18 protein-coding genes are annotated in these 15,882 nt (G+C 52.5%); 8 read left to right on the plus strand and 10 right to left on the minus strand.

The window, feature by feature from the left end; translation table 11 throughout:
• Positions 1-35: 35 nt before the first annotated feature.
• Together DZC79_RS05035 and DZC79_RS05040 are read right to left on the minus strand one after the other, a co-directional pair.
• Positions 36-1,229, minus strand: coding sequence for an MFS transporter (locus DZC79_RS05035; RefSeq protein ID WP_118950451.1), 1,194 nt, complete (start codon positions 1,227-1,229; stop codon positions 36-38).
• A gap of 79 nt (positions 1,230-1,308) precedes the next feature.
• Complete coding sequence (locus DZC79_RS05040) at positions 1,309-1,587, minus strand: ArsR/SmtB family transcription factor (protein WP_232831759.1); 279 nt, start codon at positions 1,585-1,587, stop codon at positions 1,309-1,311.
• A gap of 203 nt (positions 1,588-1,790) precedes the next feature.
• On the opposite strand from DZC79_RS05040, the gene DZC79_RS05045 reads away from it, so the two are divergent.
• Together DZC79_RS05045 and DZC79_RS05050 are read left to right on the plus strand one after the other, a co-directional pair.
• Positions 1,791-2,282: a CinA family protein gene (locus DZC79_RS05045; protein ID WP_118950452.1), complete on the plus strand. Its 492-nt coding sequence runs from the start codon at positions 1,791-1,793 to the stop codon at positions 2,280-2,282.
• Positions 2,282-2,953: a DUF6766 family protein gene (locus tag DZC79_RS05050; protein WP_118950530.1), complete on the plus strand. Its 672-nt coding sequence runs from the start codon at positions 2,282-2,284 to the stop codon at positions 2,951-2,953. Before DZC79_RS05045 ends, DZC79_RS05050 begins: the two co-directional genes overlap by 1 nt.
• A gap of 6 nt (positions 2,954-2,959) precedes the next feature.
• Here DZC79_RS05050 and DZC79_RS05055 read toward each other — a convergent pair whose 3' ends face one another.
• From DZC79_RS05055 to DZC79_RS05070, 4 genes are read right to left on the minus strand one after another with little or no spacing between them, the layout of a single operon-like run.
• Positions 2,960-4,036 (minus strand): SDR family NAD(P)-dependent oxidoreductase, encoded by a 1,077-nt coding sequence (locus DZC79_RS05055; RefSeq protein ID WP_118950453.1) that lies wholly within the window; start codon positions 4,034-4,036, stop codon positions 2,960-2,962.
• Between the two features lie 15 nt (positions 4,037-4,051).
• Complete coding sequence (locus DZC79_RS05060; RefSeq protein ID WP_118950454.1) at positions 4,052-4,606, minus strand: YciE/YciF ferroxidase family protein; 555 nt, start codon at positions 4,604-4,606, stop codon at positions 4,052-4,054.
• Positions 4,607-4,663: 57 nt separating this feature from the next.
• On the minus strand, positions 4,664-6,187 hold the full coding sequence (locus DZC79_RS05065; protein WP_118950455.1) for an FAD-dependent oxidoreductase: 1,524 nt from the start codon (positions 6,185-6,187) through the stop codon (positions 4,664-4,666).
• Positions 6,188-6,189: 2 nt separating this feature from the next.
• A complete protein-coding gene (locus DZC79_RS05070; RefSeq protein ID WP_157976934.1) occupies positions 6,190-6,648 on the minus strand; it encodes a hypothetical protein in 459 nt (152 codons plus the stop codon).
• Between the two features lie 496 nt (positions 6,649-7,144).
• On the opposite strand from DZC79_RS05070, the gene DZC79_RS05075 reads away from it, so the two are divergent.
• From DZC79_RS05075 to DZC79_RS05100, 5 genes are all read left to right on the plus strand, one after another.
• Entirely contained in the window at positions 7,145-7,363 is a 219-nt protein-coding gene (locus DZC79_RS05075; protein ID WP_118950531.1) for a hypothetical protein, read from the plus strand.
• Positions 7,364-7,824: 461 nt separating this feature from the next.
• Positions 7,825-8,421: a DUF4142 domain-containing protein gene (locus tag DZC79_RS05085; protein WP_118950458.1), complete on the plus strand. Its 597-nt coding sequence runs from the start codon at positions 7,825-7,827 to the stop codon at positions 8,419-8,421.
• A 64-nt stretch (positions 8,422-8,485) separates the two neighbouring features.
• Positions 8,486-8,866 carry an SPW repeat domain-containing protein gene (locus DZC79_RS05090; RefSeq protein ID WP_157976935.1) on the plus strand — a complete coding sequence of 127 codons (381 nt, stop codon included), beginning with the start codon at positions 8,486-8,488 and terminating at the stop codon, positions 8,864-8,866.
• 215 nt (positions 8,867-9,081) lie between these two features.
• Positions 9,082-9,732: a YciE/YciF ferroxidase family protein gene (locus tag DZC79_RS05095; RefSeq protein ID WP_118950532.1), complete on the plus strand. Its 651-nt coding sequence runs from the start codon at positions 9,082-9,084 to the stop codon at positions 9,730-9,732.
• 276 nt (positions 9,733-10,008) lie between these two features.
• A complete protein-coding gene (locus DZC79_RS05100) occupies positions 10,009-10,659 on the plus strand; it encodes a response regulator transcription factor (protein ID WP_118950460.1) in 651 nt (216 codons plus the stop codon).
• On the opposite strand, the gene DZC79_RS05105 is transcribed toward DZC79_RS05100, so the two are convergent.
• Together DZC79_RS05105 and DZC79_RS05110 are read right to left on the minus strand one after the other, a co-directional pair.
• The gene (locus DZC79_RS05105; RefSeq protein WP_118950461.1) at positions 10,648-11,706 is read right to left on the minus strand and encodes a sensor histidine kinase; all 1,059 of its coding nucleotides are present in this window, start codon (positions 11,704-11,706) and stop codon (positions 10,648-10,650) included. The genes DZC79_RS05100 and DZC79_RS05105 overlap by 12 nt on opposite strands.
• 152 nt (positions 11,707-11,858) lie before the next feature.
• Positions 11,859-13,166: a sigma-54 interaction domain-containing protein gene (locus DZC79_RS05110; RefSeq protein WP_118950462.1), complete on the minus strand. Its 1,308-nt coding sequence runs from the start codon at positions 13,164-13,166 to the stop codon at positions 11,859-11,861.
• A gap of 242 nt (positions 13,167-13,408) precedes the next feature.
• On the opposite strand from DZC79_RS05110, the gene DZC79_RS05115 reads away from it, so the two are divergent.
• Entirely contained in the window at positions 13,409-14,296 is an 888-nt protein-coding gene (locus DZC79_RS05115) for an SDR family oxidoreductase (protein WP_118950463.1), read from the plus strand.
• 11 nt (positions 14,297-14,307) lie between these two features.
• Here the strand turns inward: DZC79_RS05115 and DZC79_RS05120 are convergent, their stop codons facing one another.
• Both DZC79_RS05120 and DZC79_RS05125 read right to left on the minus strand, forming a co-directional pair.
• Complete coding sequence (locus tag DZC79_RS05120; RefSeq protein ID WP_118950464.1) at positions 14,308-14,517, minus strand: hypothetical protein; 210 nt, start codon at positions 14,515-14,517, stop codon at positions 14,308-14,310.
• A 284-nt stretch (positions 14,518-14,801) separates the two neighbouring features.
• A complete protein-coding gene (locus DZC79_RS05125; protein WP_118950465.1) occupies positions 14,802-15,842 on the minus strand; it encodes a KGG domain-containing protein in 1,041 nt (346 codons plus the stop codon).
• Positions 15,843-15,882 lie beyond the last annotated feature (40 nt).

A 15,882-nucleotide genomic window follows, 5' to 3' on the forward strand; every position in this document is an offset into this window, starting at 1 on the left:
CGTTGTGTCCGGGCCTGCTCAAACAAGAACCGGTGCTAAGCGCGCATGATGCCCGGCTGTAGCTCTTTTTCCGCTTCAGCGTCTGCCGGTGCTGTAGCTTCCTGCTTTTTGCCTAGCGGTATGAAGCTCAGGGCCAGGGTCGCAGCCAGGAGGGAGATGCTCATCCACAATACCTGGTGTACACCATAGCGGGCAATGATGAGGCCGCCCAGCATAGTACCCAGGGAAATGCCGATGTTATAGCAGGAGGTCAGCAGGCTGTTGACAAACTCCAGCGCACTGTGCGGCACCGAACGGGTGGTACGGATATTGCCGATCAGGAAACCGCCGGTATGTACCGCGCCCCAAAGGGAAAGAATAAAGACCATGGGTATAAAGAAGCCGCCGAAAGTATAAGCCAGCAGCTGAACAAGGATAAGCGAAGCGAAAAAGACACGCGTGGTCAGCAGCACATTCTTGCTGAGCGCAAGGCCTGTAAGCCAGTTGCCCAGTACGCCCAAACCACCGAACAAAAGCAGCATTACGCTGATCTGCGTACCGTTCATCTGCGTGATCTTTTCCAGGTAGGCAGCAAGGTAGCCATAGCTGGAGAACATGCCGCTCAGCATCAGGATGGTGGAGACCAGGTTCAGCCAAAGCTGCGGGCTTTTTAAAACGAACAGCTGGCTTTCACCAGCTGTCTTCTTCGACGCCGGCATCGAAGGCACGAAGAACAGCAGGCCCATAAAGGCGATAAGGCTCACCAGGCTGGACAGGAAGAAGGAGGCCTGCCAGTTGTGAAAGAACTCCGCTGCATAAGTAGTGATAGGGACACCCATCACCGTGGCAATGCTCACACCCGACATCACTACGGATACTGCTTTGCTCCCCGATTCTTTGAAAGCCGCAGCCAGTGAAATATTCCAGAAGAGCGGGTGCAGCACGGCCGGCAGCACGCGTGCGATCATCAGTACGGTAAAATTGGGTGAGAAAGCTGAAAGCAGGTTGGAGACCACGAACACAGCCAGCACGGCAGACATCAGCACCTTGCGGTTCAGCCTGCCGGTCACAGCAGTGATCAAAGGTGAAGACAGCGCAACGGTTAATGCGAAAGCGCTGAGCAGCCATCCCGCCGTATCCAGGGAAACGTCAAAAACTTTAGCGAGATTGGGTAAGATACCGATAACACCGAATTCAGTGGTAATGATACCAAATGCGCCAAGGGCCATTGCATAGATCGATCTTTTCATCAGTTTTGTTTATTTAAATATTTAAATGTTTCGATGTATTTAAAGCCTGCATTTCATAGTAAGCAGGAGAAGAAAATAATTAATCCTTTAAAGCACTCAGGCTGCTGATATAATCGTCCAGCACTTCTTCATTCAAAACATACTTCAGGTTGCGGCCTTCTTTTTCCGGGATCAGCAGATCTGCGTCCACCAGCTGCTTCAGGTGGTGGGAAACGGAAGGCTGGGTGAGGTCGAGCAGCTCCGTGATCTCCGCACAATACAGGCAACCCTTTTTCTTTTTGAATTGCTGAAGAATGGTGATCCTGCTGGCATCGCTTAACGCACGGGCGATCTTCTCAAATTTTTTATTGTCCATCATCCGAACAAATTGAATACGGAAGCAAAGGTAGGTGTAAAACATAGAAACATGTAAATGTTTCTATTGGAAAAGTCAAAGCCCCTATTGAAGGTTTCAATATACGGTTAATAGACGGATCATGTAATCAAGAACCACAGGAAGCATAACAATGGAGAAGCTTTTTGCCATCCAACCAAGAGGTCATTTGATTGTTGTCTCTTGTAATGAAAGCATATAAAACAATAGTAGAGACGGCCAGCCGGCTGATCGCCGGCCGGAAGCTGACCATCGCTTTTGCCGAAAGCGCTACGGCCGGCAAGCTGGTGTATGCCTTTTCCCTGACACCTTATTCCGGCGAGATATTGAAAGGAGCGCTGGTCTGCTACAATGCTTGTATCAAGGAAGAGGTGCTGGGTATTCCCAAAGCAATGATCGAAACATTTACGCCGGAATCAGCTGAAGTAACCCGGGAGATGGCCCGCCGGGTACAGCGGCTGATGAGCACCGATATTGCAGTGGCTGTTACCGGGCTCACTACGTCGGGCGGGAGTGAACAGCCTGGAAAGCCCGTGGGGACCATGTTCTACTGTGTGTGCTTCCGCAACGAGATTCATGAACGGAAAAAGATTTTCGTTGGCGAGCCTGCGGAGATCATCGAGCTGGCTATCGAGCAGATCGGGAAAACCATTATTCATTTATTCGAAAAAGGAGCATGATGGCGAAGCATAAAGACAAAAGCTTTTTTTACAGGAACAGCCTCTCAATTGTTTTTATATCCCTGTTCCTGCTGGCCCTCGCGGCGCAGGCCTTCTTCGGATGGCGGGAGCATAATGAAACCCTGTCCGATGCAGGCGTGGCCGCAACCGGTTTTCTCAGCTACCTGGGAAGCGGGCATTTTTATGCAGCAACTTTCGAAAATTTCCAGAGCGAGTTCCTGCAGATGGCCTTGTATGTTGTGCTGACTATTTCGCTGCGGCAGATCGGTTCAGCAGAATCGAAAGACCTTACCCGGCTGGAAGAAGTGGACCGGGTGCCCGATCCGACGCGGCCTGGTGCACCGGGCCCGGTAAAGAAGGGCGGCTGGCGGCTGAAGCTTTACACGCATTCGCTTTCTATCGCTTTCTTGATCTTGTTCCTGCTGAGCTGGGCCGGCCACTTGTATGGTAGCTACCGGGAGTTTAACGAGCAGGAGGCTTTAAAGCATAAGCCGCCTAAAGAAATCCTCGCTTTTATGCAGGAGCCGCAGTTTTGGTTTGAGACTTTTCAGAACTGGCAGAGCGAGTTCCTGTCGGTTGCTTCTATCGTGATCCTTTCCATTTTCTTAAGGCAAAAAGGCTCTCCGGAATCCAAGCCTGTAGACGCGGCGCATATGGAGACCGGCAAGTAAATGGTGTTAAGGCTGCTTTGTCGCTTCTTTCCGTTCTTTTCTTTCCTTTTTCATTCGTTCTTTCAGGCCGCCTTCAACGCCGGGTGTGGGTAGTGTATGAAAAAGGTTACCCGGTCCGGTGGACTTTTCCGGTGTCTGGGTCGCCTGGTATTTGTGTGTCATGTTGGAGCCGATGCGTTCGACAAGACCCGGTGCTATACGGTGTGCCGCCAGGGCCGCTTTCGCCTTCCAGCCTGCAGCGATCGACCGTTTGCCGCGGAGGCAGGCATGCAAGGTTACATTCACCGCTTTACGGGGCGGGTCCAGGGCCATCATGCGGGGAGCATGCCCGGTATATACGGCTGCATGGTCCCATAGCGGGGTGTCCAACGCATAAGGCAGGACCGTGACCACCCTGATCTTTTTATACCCGTTCAGGCGCAGCTCCTGTCGTATCGTATTACCGATATTTTGCACCCCGGCTTTCGAGGCAGAGTAGGCCGCCTGGTAAGCAGTCGGTATATTGCTTTCTACCGAAGCAATATTGATCAGTACACCGGAACCTTGCCGGATAAACTGCTTCATGGCATAAAAACTACCATACAGCACACCGTTAAGATTCACGTCGATCACCCGCCGCTGGTCGGCAAGAGGTGTTTCCCAGAACCGGCCAACGGCCGCCACGCCGGCATTATTGATCCAGATATCTATGCGCCCGAACAGCTTGCCCACCGTATCCGCCAGCCGTTCTACCTGTTGTTCCGAAGAGACATCAGTAGGGATCACCAGTGCCCGTCCGCCCGCAGCTTCGATGGCAGAAGCGACTTTATCCAGTTCGGAACGGTTCCGTGATGCCAGCACGACCGTTGCCCTGCATCGGCCGGCTTCCAGGGCAATGCCCCTGCCCAGGCCGCTGGAGGCGCCCGTGATTACAAAGATCTTCGGGGACAGCTTTTCCCTTTCGCCGCGGGACAGGTTCCCGGTCCGGCAGGATACGAGGAATAAAAGGAGTCCTGTCAGCAACAGGACTCCTTTTGGGGCAATTTGCTTAAGCTGCAGCACGGCCGGATGCCTGTGCTTTGCAGTACTGCAATGACTGTTCATAACGGTTTGTTTTCGTTATTCACTGGCCGCCGCTTCGTTCACATAGCCTTCGGCGATCTCGCTGAGCAGCTGGTCTGTTTCTTTCTCCTCGTCGAGCGTCTGCTGGAGCAGCCGTTCTGCATCCTTCAGGCCCAGCGTAGCCGATAACGTACGCAAAGTACCATAGCTGGCTATCTCGTAATGCTCCACTTTCTGGGCAGCCGCAATTAGTGCGGCATCCCGTACCTCGGTACCTTCTTCCGTTTCTTCGATCAGCTCTTCCGCTTCTTTGATCAGTCCTTCCATGGCCTCGCATTTCTTGGAAGTCGGTCTTTTGCCGAGGCTTTCAAATACCTGTGTCAGGCGTTCTACATGGCCTTCTGTCTGGGTCATGTGGTCTTCAAATGCCTTTTCAAGCTCCTCGGTGGTCGCGGCTTTCGCCATTTTTTTCAAAGCCTTGACCAATTGCTTTTCGGCCCAGTTGATGTCTTTCAGGGAGTTGACGAACAATTCCATAAGGGCGCCTTCCTCCTGTGTCGTACGCTTGCTGCGTGTTGCGCCTTTTGCCGGCGCTGTTTTGGTTTGTGTCATAGTACAAATGGTTTTTTTGTGATAAAAAAGCTGTAATTCATTTACCGGTATTCGTTCTTATTCATCAAGAACTATGAGACGCAGTCCTTCTGAGGCCGGACCATTAAGCATTTCGCCGGTCACCGTATACCTGGCGCCGTGACAGGGGCAGTCCCAGCTACGTTCAGCGCTGTTCCACTGTACAATGCATCCGGCATGCGGGCATACGGGGTGCAGCGCGTATAGCTTTCCCTGCTCGTCTTTATACAAGGCGATCTTCTCTTCTTCATAAAGAACGATGCGGCCTTCTCCTTTGGCCAGCGCCGACAGTTCTGTTAAAGATTCCTGTTTGATGCGGTCGGCAACAAAATGCTTCAGCACGTCTGCATTTTCTTTGACAAACCGGCTGAAGCCGGCTACCGGCTTGATTCTTGAAGGCGACAAAAGACCAGCATAGGGACTGTCGCCCGATACGATAAGGTCGCAGAGGATCCGGGCTGCCAATGTGCCGAAGATCATGCCATTGCCACTGTACCCGGTGGCCACAAACTGGTGCTCGCCACCGCCCGGCAGGTGCCCGATATAGGGCAGGCCGTCGGCCGGCTCGTAGTATTGAGACGACCAGCGGTAAGCTACGGCCCGTACATCATAATATTTGCGGGCATACGCTTCCAGCTCGCTGAAGACATGATCGGCATGGGGTTCGTGGCCCGTCTTGTGGTCGTTTCCGCCCACCAGCAGGAGTGGCTTGCCCGCCTGCGTAGCCGTCCGGAAATAATGATAGGGTTCCTGGAGATCGTAAGCCAATCCATCAGGATATTGATCATTGGCCAGTTCCAGCGCAAGCACATAGGACCGGTATGGCGCACAGCGGAAGTGCAGCAGGTTGATGCCGGGCGGTATGTGCGTGGCATATATGATGTCTGTAGCACGATATTCTACCTGGCCTGCATGCACTTTTTGAAATGCACCTTCAGATTTTATAGATCCTGCTGCTGTATGCTCCTTTATGCTGCCACCTGCAGCAATATATTGCTGCAGCAAGGCAGAAAGATATTTTACGGGATGGAACTGTGCTTGCGCGCCGAACCGGATCGCCTTATCAAAAGGCAGCGGAACAGGAATGGTTGCGCTCTGCGCTGCCGGAATACCTACAGCTTCAAGGCCCTCCTGTATTTTGTCCAATTGCTTGCGTTCCCGTTCATTCTGCGAGAAGAGATAGCCGTCCTTGTACGCAAAATCGCAGTCTATATGATACTGGTCGACATGACCTTTTATTATGGCAATGGCTTCGGCGGCACCCCTGGCAACCAGGATTGCGTTCTGTTTGCCGAATTTGCTGATGAGATCAGCGTAAGGTGTATCGATCACCGTATTCAGGTGGGCAGTCGTTCCCGATGTCGTGCCGAAGCCCACATTATGTGCTTCCAGGATAAGGCATTTTTTACCGGACTGCAGCAGCAGCAGCGCAGTAGTCATACCGGTAATGCCTGCCCCGATAATGATCACATCGAAGGGCCCCGATCCGGGTGTAGTAGCCGGAGCTTCCGTTTTCAGGGATTCCTGCCATAAGCTTGTAGAAAAACCATCTCTGTTCTTCATCTTCAATACAGTTGGAAGTAGCCGGGATACACACTGTATACCAGCGCCAGCACAAGGCCGAACAGGATATGACCTAAATAGACCGAGCTGAGAAAAATACCTGTCCGTATCCTTGGTGTCAATGGATGCAGCTTCAGCATGAGCAGCCAGCATAGTACTGCTACAATGCCGATAAGGGCGCCAAACCCTATTCCTCCGCCAATTCCGGCGGGCAGCCAGTGTTTGGTAAGGCATAGCGCATAGATCAGCGAAAAGAAGATGCCTATGGCGTAATGCAGGATATTACCCCATATCAGGGCGACCGGCTGGTGCGATACCTTGCCGGAAGGAGTCGTTGTGAACGTAAATAAAGTACCCAGCACCCTGGGCACAGCCAGCTGGTAGCCGGTAGCTGCGGCGAACATCCGGACAAACATTGTCATTAAAAAGGTACCGGCAATTCCGGCGAGGATAATTACCATATTCAAAAGCTTAACAGTAGTGGTTTGCCTGGGATATTCCGGCATACCATGGTTATCGCTGTATTCCGGGCAATCTTCTTGCTGGTGTAATAGCGAACGGGTCTCTTGAGAAGTAATGCAAGAAATATACCGCTTTGCTGCACCGGGAAATAATCACTTGCAGATCATTGTGATAAATGAGCTTCGACCATCGGGCATTCCTCTTGCTCCAAGTAAAGTGTGGACAGAAATACCCACCAAGGTGAAATCCTTTCACTGCATGACGGCCGCAATAATTGCTTCTGCCGGCGCACGACACAGGAAAAACTTTGCCGGGAATGAGGCTCTTTTTGCCTTGCCGCGCTGCACGGCCGTTCTTAGATCACTGTTGATCAATCTCCGAACATATGGCATGGCATATGCTCTATTCAGTGTAAATCTTCCCGGCGGTCAGCGGCGCTGTTCTATAGGAAGGTCCTGCTGCTGCCGGATCTGTTCACTACTAAAACTATTTTCTATGCCAAACGAAGGAGCGATGACAAAAGCGATCGAAGAGCAAGCAGCTAAAGTACCCTCAACGGTTTTTCTTATCGGGGCGCTGACCTCAATGGGCGTTTCCCTTGCCTTCAAGCTTGCCGGCTGTAAGCATACAGCTCTTTTCCTGGGACAATGGGCTGCGCCCTTTTTGCTCCTGGGGCTATACAACAAGATCGTAAAAACAGAAGGCCACGATTGATCGAACCAGTCGCAAAAACAAAGCCACCGTGTCAACGGTGGCTTTTGTGCCTCTGGCGGCGTTCAGGCTTACTGATCGCGGCTTGCATGAATAGAAACGCTAATCGTGAATGCCGCTGTCATTATTTATGTTCTGCAGTAATCGTACCGGACAGAATGCACAAAACGCTGAACAGTAAAGAAACCGGGTAGCACTATTTTTATCAAATCTTTTACAGCGGAAAAATTTGCACAATGGGTGCAAGCCAGGTAACGCCTGTAACAACCGGCATCGGCCGGGTTATGAGAAGTAATGGGGTTAAGGGCCTGGTTTGCTGAAAGATAAACAGCCCCTGCGATCCAGTGCCTGCTTGGTATATCTTTTGCGCTATCATCAACGATGGCAGCGGCTGTTTGAGCCGATGCGGCATCGGCTCAAACATAGGGCCGGTCTTGCTTGTTATCCGCTTAAAATAAAACGATATGAAAAAGCACATCTTATTTTTCCCTGTTGCAGTTGCCCTGCTGCTGGGAAGCTGTAACAACAATGGCGGACAGGATAGCAAAGAAGCCGCCGATAGCATCAACGAGTCCAGGATAGAAAGCAGGGAAGATGGCGCAGCAGATACAAGCGCCAGGGTGGCGGTTGCAGAGGACGATGCAGAATTTGCTGTGAAAGCCGCTGCCGGAGGGCTTGCAGAAGTCGAACTGGGAGCGCTGGCGCAGCAGAAGGGCGTATCAGCCGAAGTAAAGGACTTTGGCGGTATGATGGTAAAGGATCATAGCGCCGCTAACGATGAGCTCAAAGCCCTGGCGCACAAAAAAGGTATCACCTTGCCGGCAACACCTGATACGGATGAGCAAAAGCTTAAAGCCGATCTGTCAGCAAAATCAGGAGCAGATTTCGACAAAGCTTATATTAAAGCAATGATCGATGATCATGAAAAAGACGTCAGGCTTTTTGAAAAGGCTTCCAGGGAGCTTAAGGACCCGGAGCTGCAGCAATTTGCGACAACCAAGCTGCCGGTGCTGAGAAGCCACCTGGAGCATTGCCAGGCAATAGGTAAGAAAGTAAAATAGTTGCTGAAGGTATATTGCGGGCGAAAGTTCCGCATTGTTTTTCCTGCTGATAATGTATTGTACTATGAAGTTCATTTCCCGGAAAGTGCATGCTGTATTGGATATCCTTCTTGTCCTGGCCCTGATCGCCGGTCCATGGCTCTTTGTACCCGGGAAAAAGGGAGTTGAGTCTGTGGCCCTGCTGGGAGCGGGGATAGGGGTGCTGGCCTATAGCCTGATGACCAAGTACGAGCTGGGTGTCGTCAGAACGCTGAATTTCAAAAACCACCTGTCGATCGATCTGATCTGTGGTGTTTTCCTGCTGGCTTCGCCATGGCTGCTCAATTTCGGAGATCGCTCCTACCTGCCGCATGTTATTATGGGCGCCCTGTTGATCCTGTTTGCAATCACGACCAGGAATCAATCTATTTCGGTAACGCAGCAGGAAAAGACTTTCACGTTCTGAACGGACGCCGGCTGGCGATAGAATTCTTACGCCTGCTTGTGTTTAAAGTGTTGGCTGGGTAGGCATCGTTACGTTTGTTGTACAAAATTCCCCGCCGGGATCGACCCGCCCGGCTTCAATCCACTGTTACTGAACGGTCGTCGGTTACGGTACGCTGTTTGCTCCGTTTATATCAATGTCTTCAACTTATGTTTCATCCCAAAAATAAAATGCTAATGAAAAAGGACAACACCGTCGGTACCGCCGGCAATGCTGCATCGACGGTAAACAGAACAAACAATAAAGCCGGTAGCGGCAATGCCGCCGAAGACCAGAAACGGCCTTTGCTGGAAAAGCTTTTCCTGGATATGCTGAAAGATATCTATTGGGCAGAAGACCACCTGGTGGAAAAGCTTCGTGTGATGAAGGAAGCAGCAACGACCGACGAGCTGGAAGAAGCTTTTGAGGATCACCTGTATGTAACACAAAGGCATAAAAGCCGCCTTGAAAAGGTATTCCGGCTCATGGGCGTAGCGCCTGAAGCCAAAAAGTGCGATGCGATGCAGGGCCTGACCAAGGAAGCGGAAGCGATGATCGGGGAAACCAAAGAGGGCACGATGACGCGGGATGCCGCGCTCATTATCGCGGCCCAGAAGATTGAGCACTACGAGATCGCTACTTACGGAAGCCTGGTGCAGCTGGCGCTTACGCTCGGCTATGAACAGGCGGCAGATCTGCTGGAAAGGACCTTATGGGAAGAAGAGGATACAGATGCCCTGCTTACCGATATCGCAGAATCGGATGTCAATCCTATGGCGGATGAAGAAGAAAATGATGTTGCTGAAGGTGTCAATACCGCTTATGAAGAGGTCGGTACGGGCCGTTAGCGACATGCTGCTATTTATGGAATCTGACAAAGGAGATAGCGAAGCTATCTCCTTTGTCAGATATGGGAACAGCGTATTTAACGCTACTGAGCGCCGTACATTGCAGTGGCAAGGTAAAGTGCTTAGCTTTGTCCTGTCCTGTATTTGAATGGTGAGCACCATGCAACAAGTTCCCGGCTTGTATGTTAAAAGTTAGTACTGCTGGTTAAGCTGAAGGCCGGGTGAACACAGCATCGCATAAGAAAATAGGATATCCCGCTTATAAATCTGTTATCTATGATCCGGATTGCACTCATTGAAGACCATAACATTGTCAGGAATGGTATCAAAACCTTACTGAACAAGGAGGAAGACATGGAGGTCGTCGCTGAGGCCGCGCATGGGGAAGAAGCCCTGAAGCTGCTGGAAGAAGGGCTGCGTCCTGACGTCGTGCTCAGCGATATCAATATGCCCGATGTCGACGGTCTGTCGTTGTGCCGGATGGTCATGGAACATCATCCCGGGATCAAGTTCATTATCCTTTCCATGTACGACCAGGTAGAATACATCAACCAGGCCTTTAAGAACGGAGCGCTGGGCTACATCCTCAAGAATGTAAGCCCTGACGAGCTGACATTTGCCATCAGGCACATCTGTCTGCGGGAAGAAAGGTATATCTGCTCGGAGCTGGCGATAAGGATGCTCGAGCGCCAGATCCAGTCTTCGGATATATGCCTGCCGGAGCATAGTGAATTTGATTTTACAAAAAGGGAGCTGGAGATACTGACCCTGGTCAGCGAAGGATACACCAACCAGGAGATCGCCGACAGGCTGTATACCAGCAAACGTACGGTAGAAGGGCACCGGCAAAGCCTGATCGAAAAGACCGGCGTCCGGAACTCTTCAGCATTGATCCGTTATGCGCTGATCAATGGTCTAATCCGCTGAAGGCAATGGAAAAAAAATCTCCGCTTTGGTGCCGGTCTTCACAGGTGATGATAATGAAAATGTGCCGTTCATCGTCTTTACCCGGTTTTCGATGCTGAGCAATCCAAACCCGTTCTGCAGCGCTTCTGTATCGGTTCCTGTGCCATTATCCTGTACCACCAGGTGAATGCCTTCCCCGCTCTCCCGAAGTGAGATGGATACTGATGTCGCGTTGGCATGCCGTACGATATTGTTGATCAGCTCCTGTGCCATACGGAAAAGGACCAATTGGGTATCGCTATTCAACGTCGTCAGGAGACGGAAGTCAAACGTGCAGCGGATATTTCTTTCTGTCAGGCTTCTCCCGATCATGTCGCGCAAAGCAGTTTCGAGGCCAAAATCTTTTAGGACGACCGGCATCAGCTCAAACGATACCTGCCTTACCTTCAGTATCGTGCTGTTCAGCATTTTCCTGATCTCGCTGAGCGAAAGATGTTCCAGCTGCATCTGGATTGCCGATAGCTGCTGCCCGATTTCTGTATGCAGATGCTCTGCTATTCTCCGGCGTTCCTGTTCCTGCATGGCGGTTACAGCGCGGGTAATTTCCTGCTCCTGCTGCTGTACGAGCACCTGTAGCTTCTGCCTGGCGGTAACCAGCTGCTCTTCCAGGAAAGCCGCCCGCCGTAAGAGCTCATTCGACGCAGAAAGATCTGAAGATGATGTTTCATGGAAAATATAGAGCAGCAGATAACTGCCGTCGTCCAGTCTGTAGGTCGTCAGGTTGCTGCCCTCCGCCGGCAGATCAAGCGGCGTAAAGGTATTGTTCCGGATGACGTCCTGCAGCCATTGCTTTTGTTCGCTGCTCCAGCCGGAACCGTGGGTTTCAATAAAATGCTCATCTATTAAAGTTCCGCCGGCAATTTTCCAGATATCCGCCGCTGCTGCGTTGGCGTGGATCACGGAAAAATATTTGTCGATGTGAACCAGCGCTATTCCTGGGGGAGAAGTGTAGGTAGTGTTTGCTCTTTGGTTGTTTTTGATAGGTTTCTCGTTAGGTCGTTTCGGCATGGTCCCTTTATTCCAAACCCAAAATAATCAAACAATTTCGACTTAAAGATATGACAGATACAAGGGTACAGCAAAAAGGGTATTTACCGCAAAACAGCGCAGGTATTTATAACGAAGACAAAAAATACGATCGGCGCTGTCCGCGCGCTCTTTTACCCGATATTCATTTCCTTAAGTTTGTTGTACAAGGTTTTCCTGTGTACATGAAGCAGGTCAGCCGCTTTTCTCTTGTTGAAATGAGCCATTTCCAGGGCTTTTATAATCCGCTCCTGCTCTGCTTTTGCCGAGGCCTGCTTCAGGTCGACGGCGCCTGCTTTGTCCGGGAGTCCGGTAAAAGCGGGGCCAGGCTCGCCGGGTAAAACGCCTGCGGGTATGGCTCTGCCATCCGGAGTAAGCAGGCAGGCCCTTTTCAGCGCATTTTTGAGCTCGCGTATATTGCCCGGCCATGCATACCTGAGCAGCCTTTGTTCTGCTTCCGGGGAGAAGCCGCTTGTCTCTTTGCCCAGCTCTGCGGCAATAGCAGCGAGCAGCTGGTGTGCCAGCGGCAATATGTCGCCGGTACGTTCCCTCAGCGGGGGCAGTACAATCGATACTTCATTGAGCCGGTAGTAGAGATCGGAACGAAAGGAGCCTTCTTCCAGCGCCTGGTCGAGGCTTTCATTGGTCGCCGCCAGCACGCGTACATCTACCGCTTGTTCCCGGGTCGCGCCTGTTTTCCTGATTTTCTTTTCCTGTAAGCAGCGGAGCAGCGATACCTGTACGTCATAGGGTAGATTGCCAATCTCATCAAGGAACAGCGTACCGCCGTCAGCCAGCTCGAATACACCCGCTTTGTCGCAGGCCGCATCGGTAAACGCCCCTTTGACATGGCCGAACAGCTCACTTCCGGCCACATCCCTGCTCAGGCAGCCGCAATCCACAGCAATAAAAGGTTTGTCCTTTCTCCGGCTGGTATTATGGATCATGCGGGCGATCACTTCTTTGCCCGTACCGGTTTCTCCGCAGATCATTACCTGGTAATCGGTAGGCGCTACGAGGCTTACCAGCCGGTGCACTTCCTTCATGCTTTCGCCTTTTCCACGATAAGGCTCTTTTTCGCCGGCTATATCGGTCCGGCTTGCTGTGCTGGCAAGCTTTTGCCCGATATGGCGCAGCAGATCGGACGGAATATGCAGGGCTCCGGAAGCGGCCGCTTGATTGATCGCCTCGAGGGCACGTATATCGCCCGGCACCGATATCATCAGCACCAGCGCTCCGGGAAGCAGCGCTTCGAGTAATTGATAACGTTCTTCTTTTTCGCTGCAGTCGCGGCGTATATCAAGGATAATGGCGGGCGGACAAGGGTCGGGCAATGCAGGGAGCGTCTGCTCATAGCGGATAGTCGTGGCAGCGGTGCTGCTGCCGGTTACCGACCGGGGATTGAGGATCCTGTCCTCATCAAATACAAGGATAGCTTGCATGGTTTGGCTTTTGGAATAAGAATGCTAACCAATAAGCTGGGCCGATAGTTATACGCAGTTTGCGCCGGATACCTGATTTGCCTTGCGTTAACTACGCGCTGACCGGTATAAGGAGCTTATCTTCAGCCCTTCCGGCCGGCGTTATCCTTTTCTTAAAAAAAGAAGACGGCAATCATCGGCAACTAAAGTGGGGGCTTCCCTGTTGAACCATCTGATACTTTTTCATCCGCAAAATCAGAACAATGAGCAAGCCGATGCAGGACCCGCAGACAAAATATCCCGCGCCGCCTTTCCCCCAGCAGCAGATAGCTGTTCCCGGCACGGAAAAAGAGATGAATCCCAAGGCCGATCATGGCGAACATAGCTACAAAGGCAGCGGACGGCTGGCAGGAAAGAAGGCAATCATTACCGGCGGCGATTCCGGTATCGGAAGGGCTGTGGCCATTGCCTATGCAAGGGAAGGCGCCGATGTAATGATCTGTTACGGTTATCATACAGAAGAAGCCGATGCGCAGGAAACGGCACGCTGGGTAAAGGATGCGGGGCAGCAGGCGATCCTGGTGCAGGGCGATATCGGGGAAGAGGAGCACTGCAGGAAAATTGTGGCGACGGCGATAAAGGAATGGGGCCGGCTGGATATCCTGGTCAACAATGCGGCTTTCCAGATGTCGCATAAAACGATCGCTGAAATCCCCGCCGAAGAGTGGGAACGGACCTTCGCTACCAATATGCACAGCATGTTCTATCTCTGCAAGGCTGCCGATCCGCACCTGCTTCCCGGCAGTGTCATTATCAATACCGCATCTGTAAATGCTTACCACCCCAATGCTGCGCTGCTGGCTTATGCGGCGACGAAGGCCGCCATTCAGAATTTTACAGCCAACCTCGCGCAGGTCCTGCTCGAGCAGGAACGGGGCATACGGGTCAATGCTGTTGCTCCCGGACCGGTATGGACACCATTGATCCCCTCGACAGTCCCGGGTCCGGCCCATTTCGGTGAAGATAGCCCCATGAAACGCCCGGCCCAGCCTGCGGAGATCGCACCCTCCTATGTATTCCTGACTTCAGAAGAAAGCAGCTATATCTCCGGCGCAACTCTTGCCGTAACGGGCGGCAAGATCACGATATGACCTTACAGGAATCAATCCCATGCACCTTCCTGTTCCCTGGCTATGGTATCGCTGTCGCAGAACCAAGCGAAGAAATCCTGGGTTCCGGGTAAGCGTCCTTCATACAGCAGCTGCGCAATGTCCAGCCCGGCCCAGTAACGGTTGATCCAATAGACAGGTTGCCTGTAATAGGGCTTTAGTATTCCGGTGCAATCCCCGGCAAGCGGGAATAGGCATGACACAGCATATCGAGCCGTTTTTGCCTGCGTTCAGCTCTTTTAGTACCTGGGATAATGCTGTTTGTTCCGGCAGCCCGGAAGGGGTATGCCTGATCCGGTGCATAGTCATGTGTCATAGCATATGGTTGAAATATGGTTTCTTAAAGGATGTACCGGCATGGAAGCATTCGGAACCGGTACCACCGTGGCAGTGTTCACGCTTTTGGCGGGCAAGGTGGCTATCCGTAAAAGAAAAGAAGGGCGCCACCGGTCATCCGGGGCCCCTCTTCCTGAGTTTTACGGGAAAGTTATCTTCCGCCGTGCGAAGCGCGGCCGCCCATGGCCGCGATACGGCGCACCTCAGCTTTGCCCATGGATGCAAAGCCGCGACGGCTGCTTCTGCCTCCGCCATTATTACCACCGCGTCCACCGCTATTACCGCCGCGTCCACCGCTATTACCGCCGCGTCCACCGTTGTTGCTGCTACGTCCGGCGCCGTTACCACCGCGTCCGCCACCATGCGAGGCGTGTCCCCCCATAGCGGCAATGCGACGTACCTGGTCGCGATCCATTGCTGCAAAGCCTCTGCGGCTTCCGCCACGGCGGTCGTCGTCATCATCATCGTCATCGCGTCGTCTTCCGCCACCGTGGGACGCGTGCCCGCCCATAGCGGAGATGCGGCGGACTTCATCCCGGTCCATAGCGGCGAAGCCTCTGCGGCTTCCGCCACCACGGTCATCGTCATCATCATAGCGCCCGCGGCCGTTTCCACCTGAGCTGCGGCCTCCGCCACGGCGGTCGTAGTCATCGTCATCATCGCGTCGCCGGCCTCCGCCATGGGAAGCGTGACCGCCTTTGGCTGCGATGCGACGTACTTCGTCGCGGTCCATAGCGGCAAATCCGCGGCGGCTGCGACTATCTCCGTAGTCGTCATCATACTCGTCGTCTTCGTATCTGCCCCGTCCGCGGTTTGAGCGATCATCTTCATCATAGTCGTCTTCATCGTATCTGCCCCTTCCGCCATGCGAAGCCCTGCCGCCTTCAGCGGCGATGCGGCGTACCTCATCACGGTCCATAGCGGCGAATCCGCGACGGCTGCGACCATCTCCATAGTCGTCATCATCATACTCATCGTCATAACGTCCGCGCCTTCCACTATAGCGATCATCGTCGTCATCGTCCTCGTAGCGGTCATTGTACCGGCTACGGCCACCGCCATAATCATCATAGTCGTCATCCTCATAATCCTCATCGTAACGGCTGCCGGAGCTGTAGGAGCGTTCGCCGGACCTTCTGTAATCCCTGTCGTCTCTGTCGGAATCGTAATTTCCCCGATTTCGTGTTGGCATAGTTCAATGTTTTTTTAGGTTGAAATATGTTTATAGATTC

Source organism: Taibaiella helva, from assembly GCF_003545695.1.
In the GTDB taxonomy this organism is placed as follows: domain Bacteria; phylum Bacteroidota; class Bacteroidia; order Chitinophagales; family Chitinophagaceae; genus Taibaiella; species Taibaiella helva.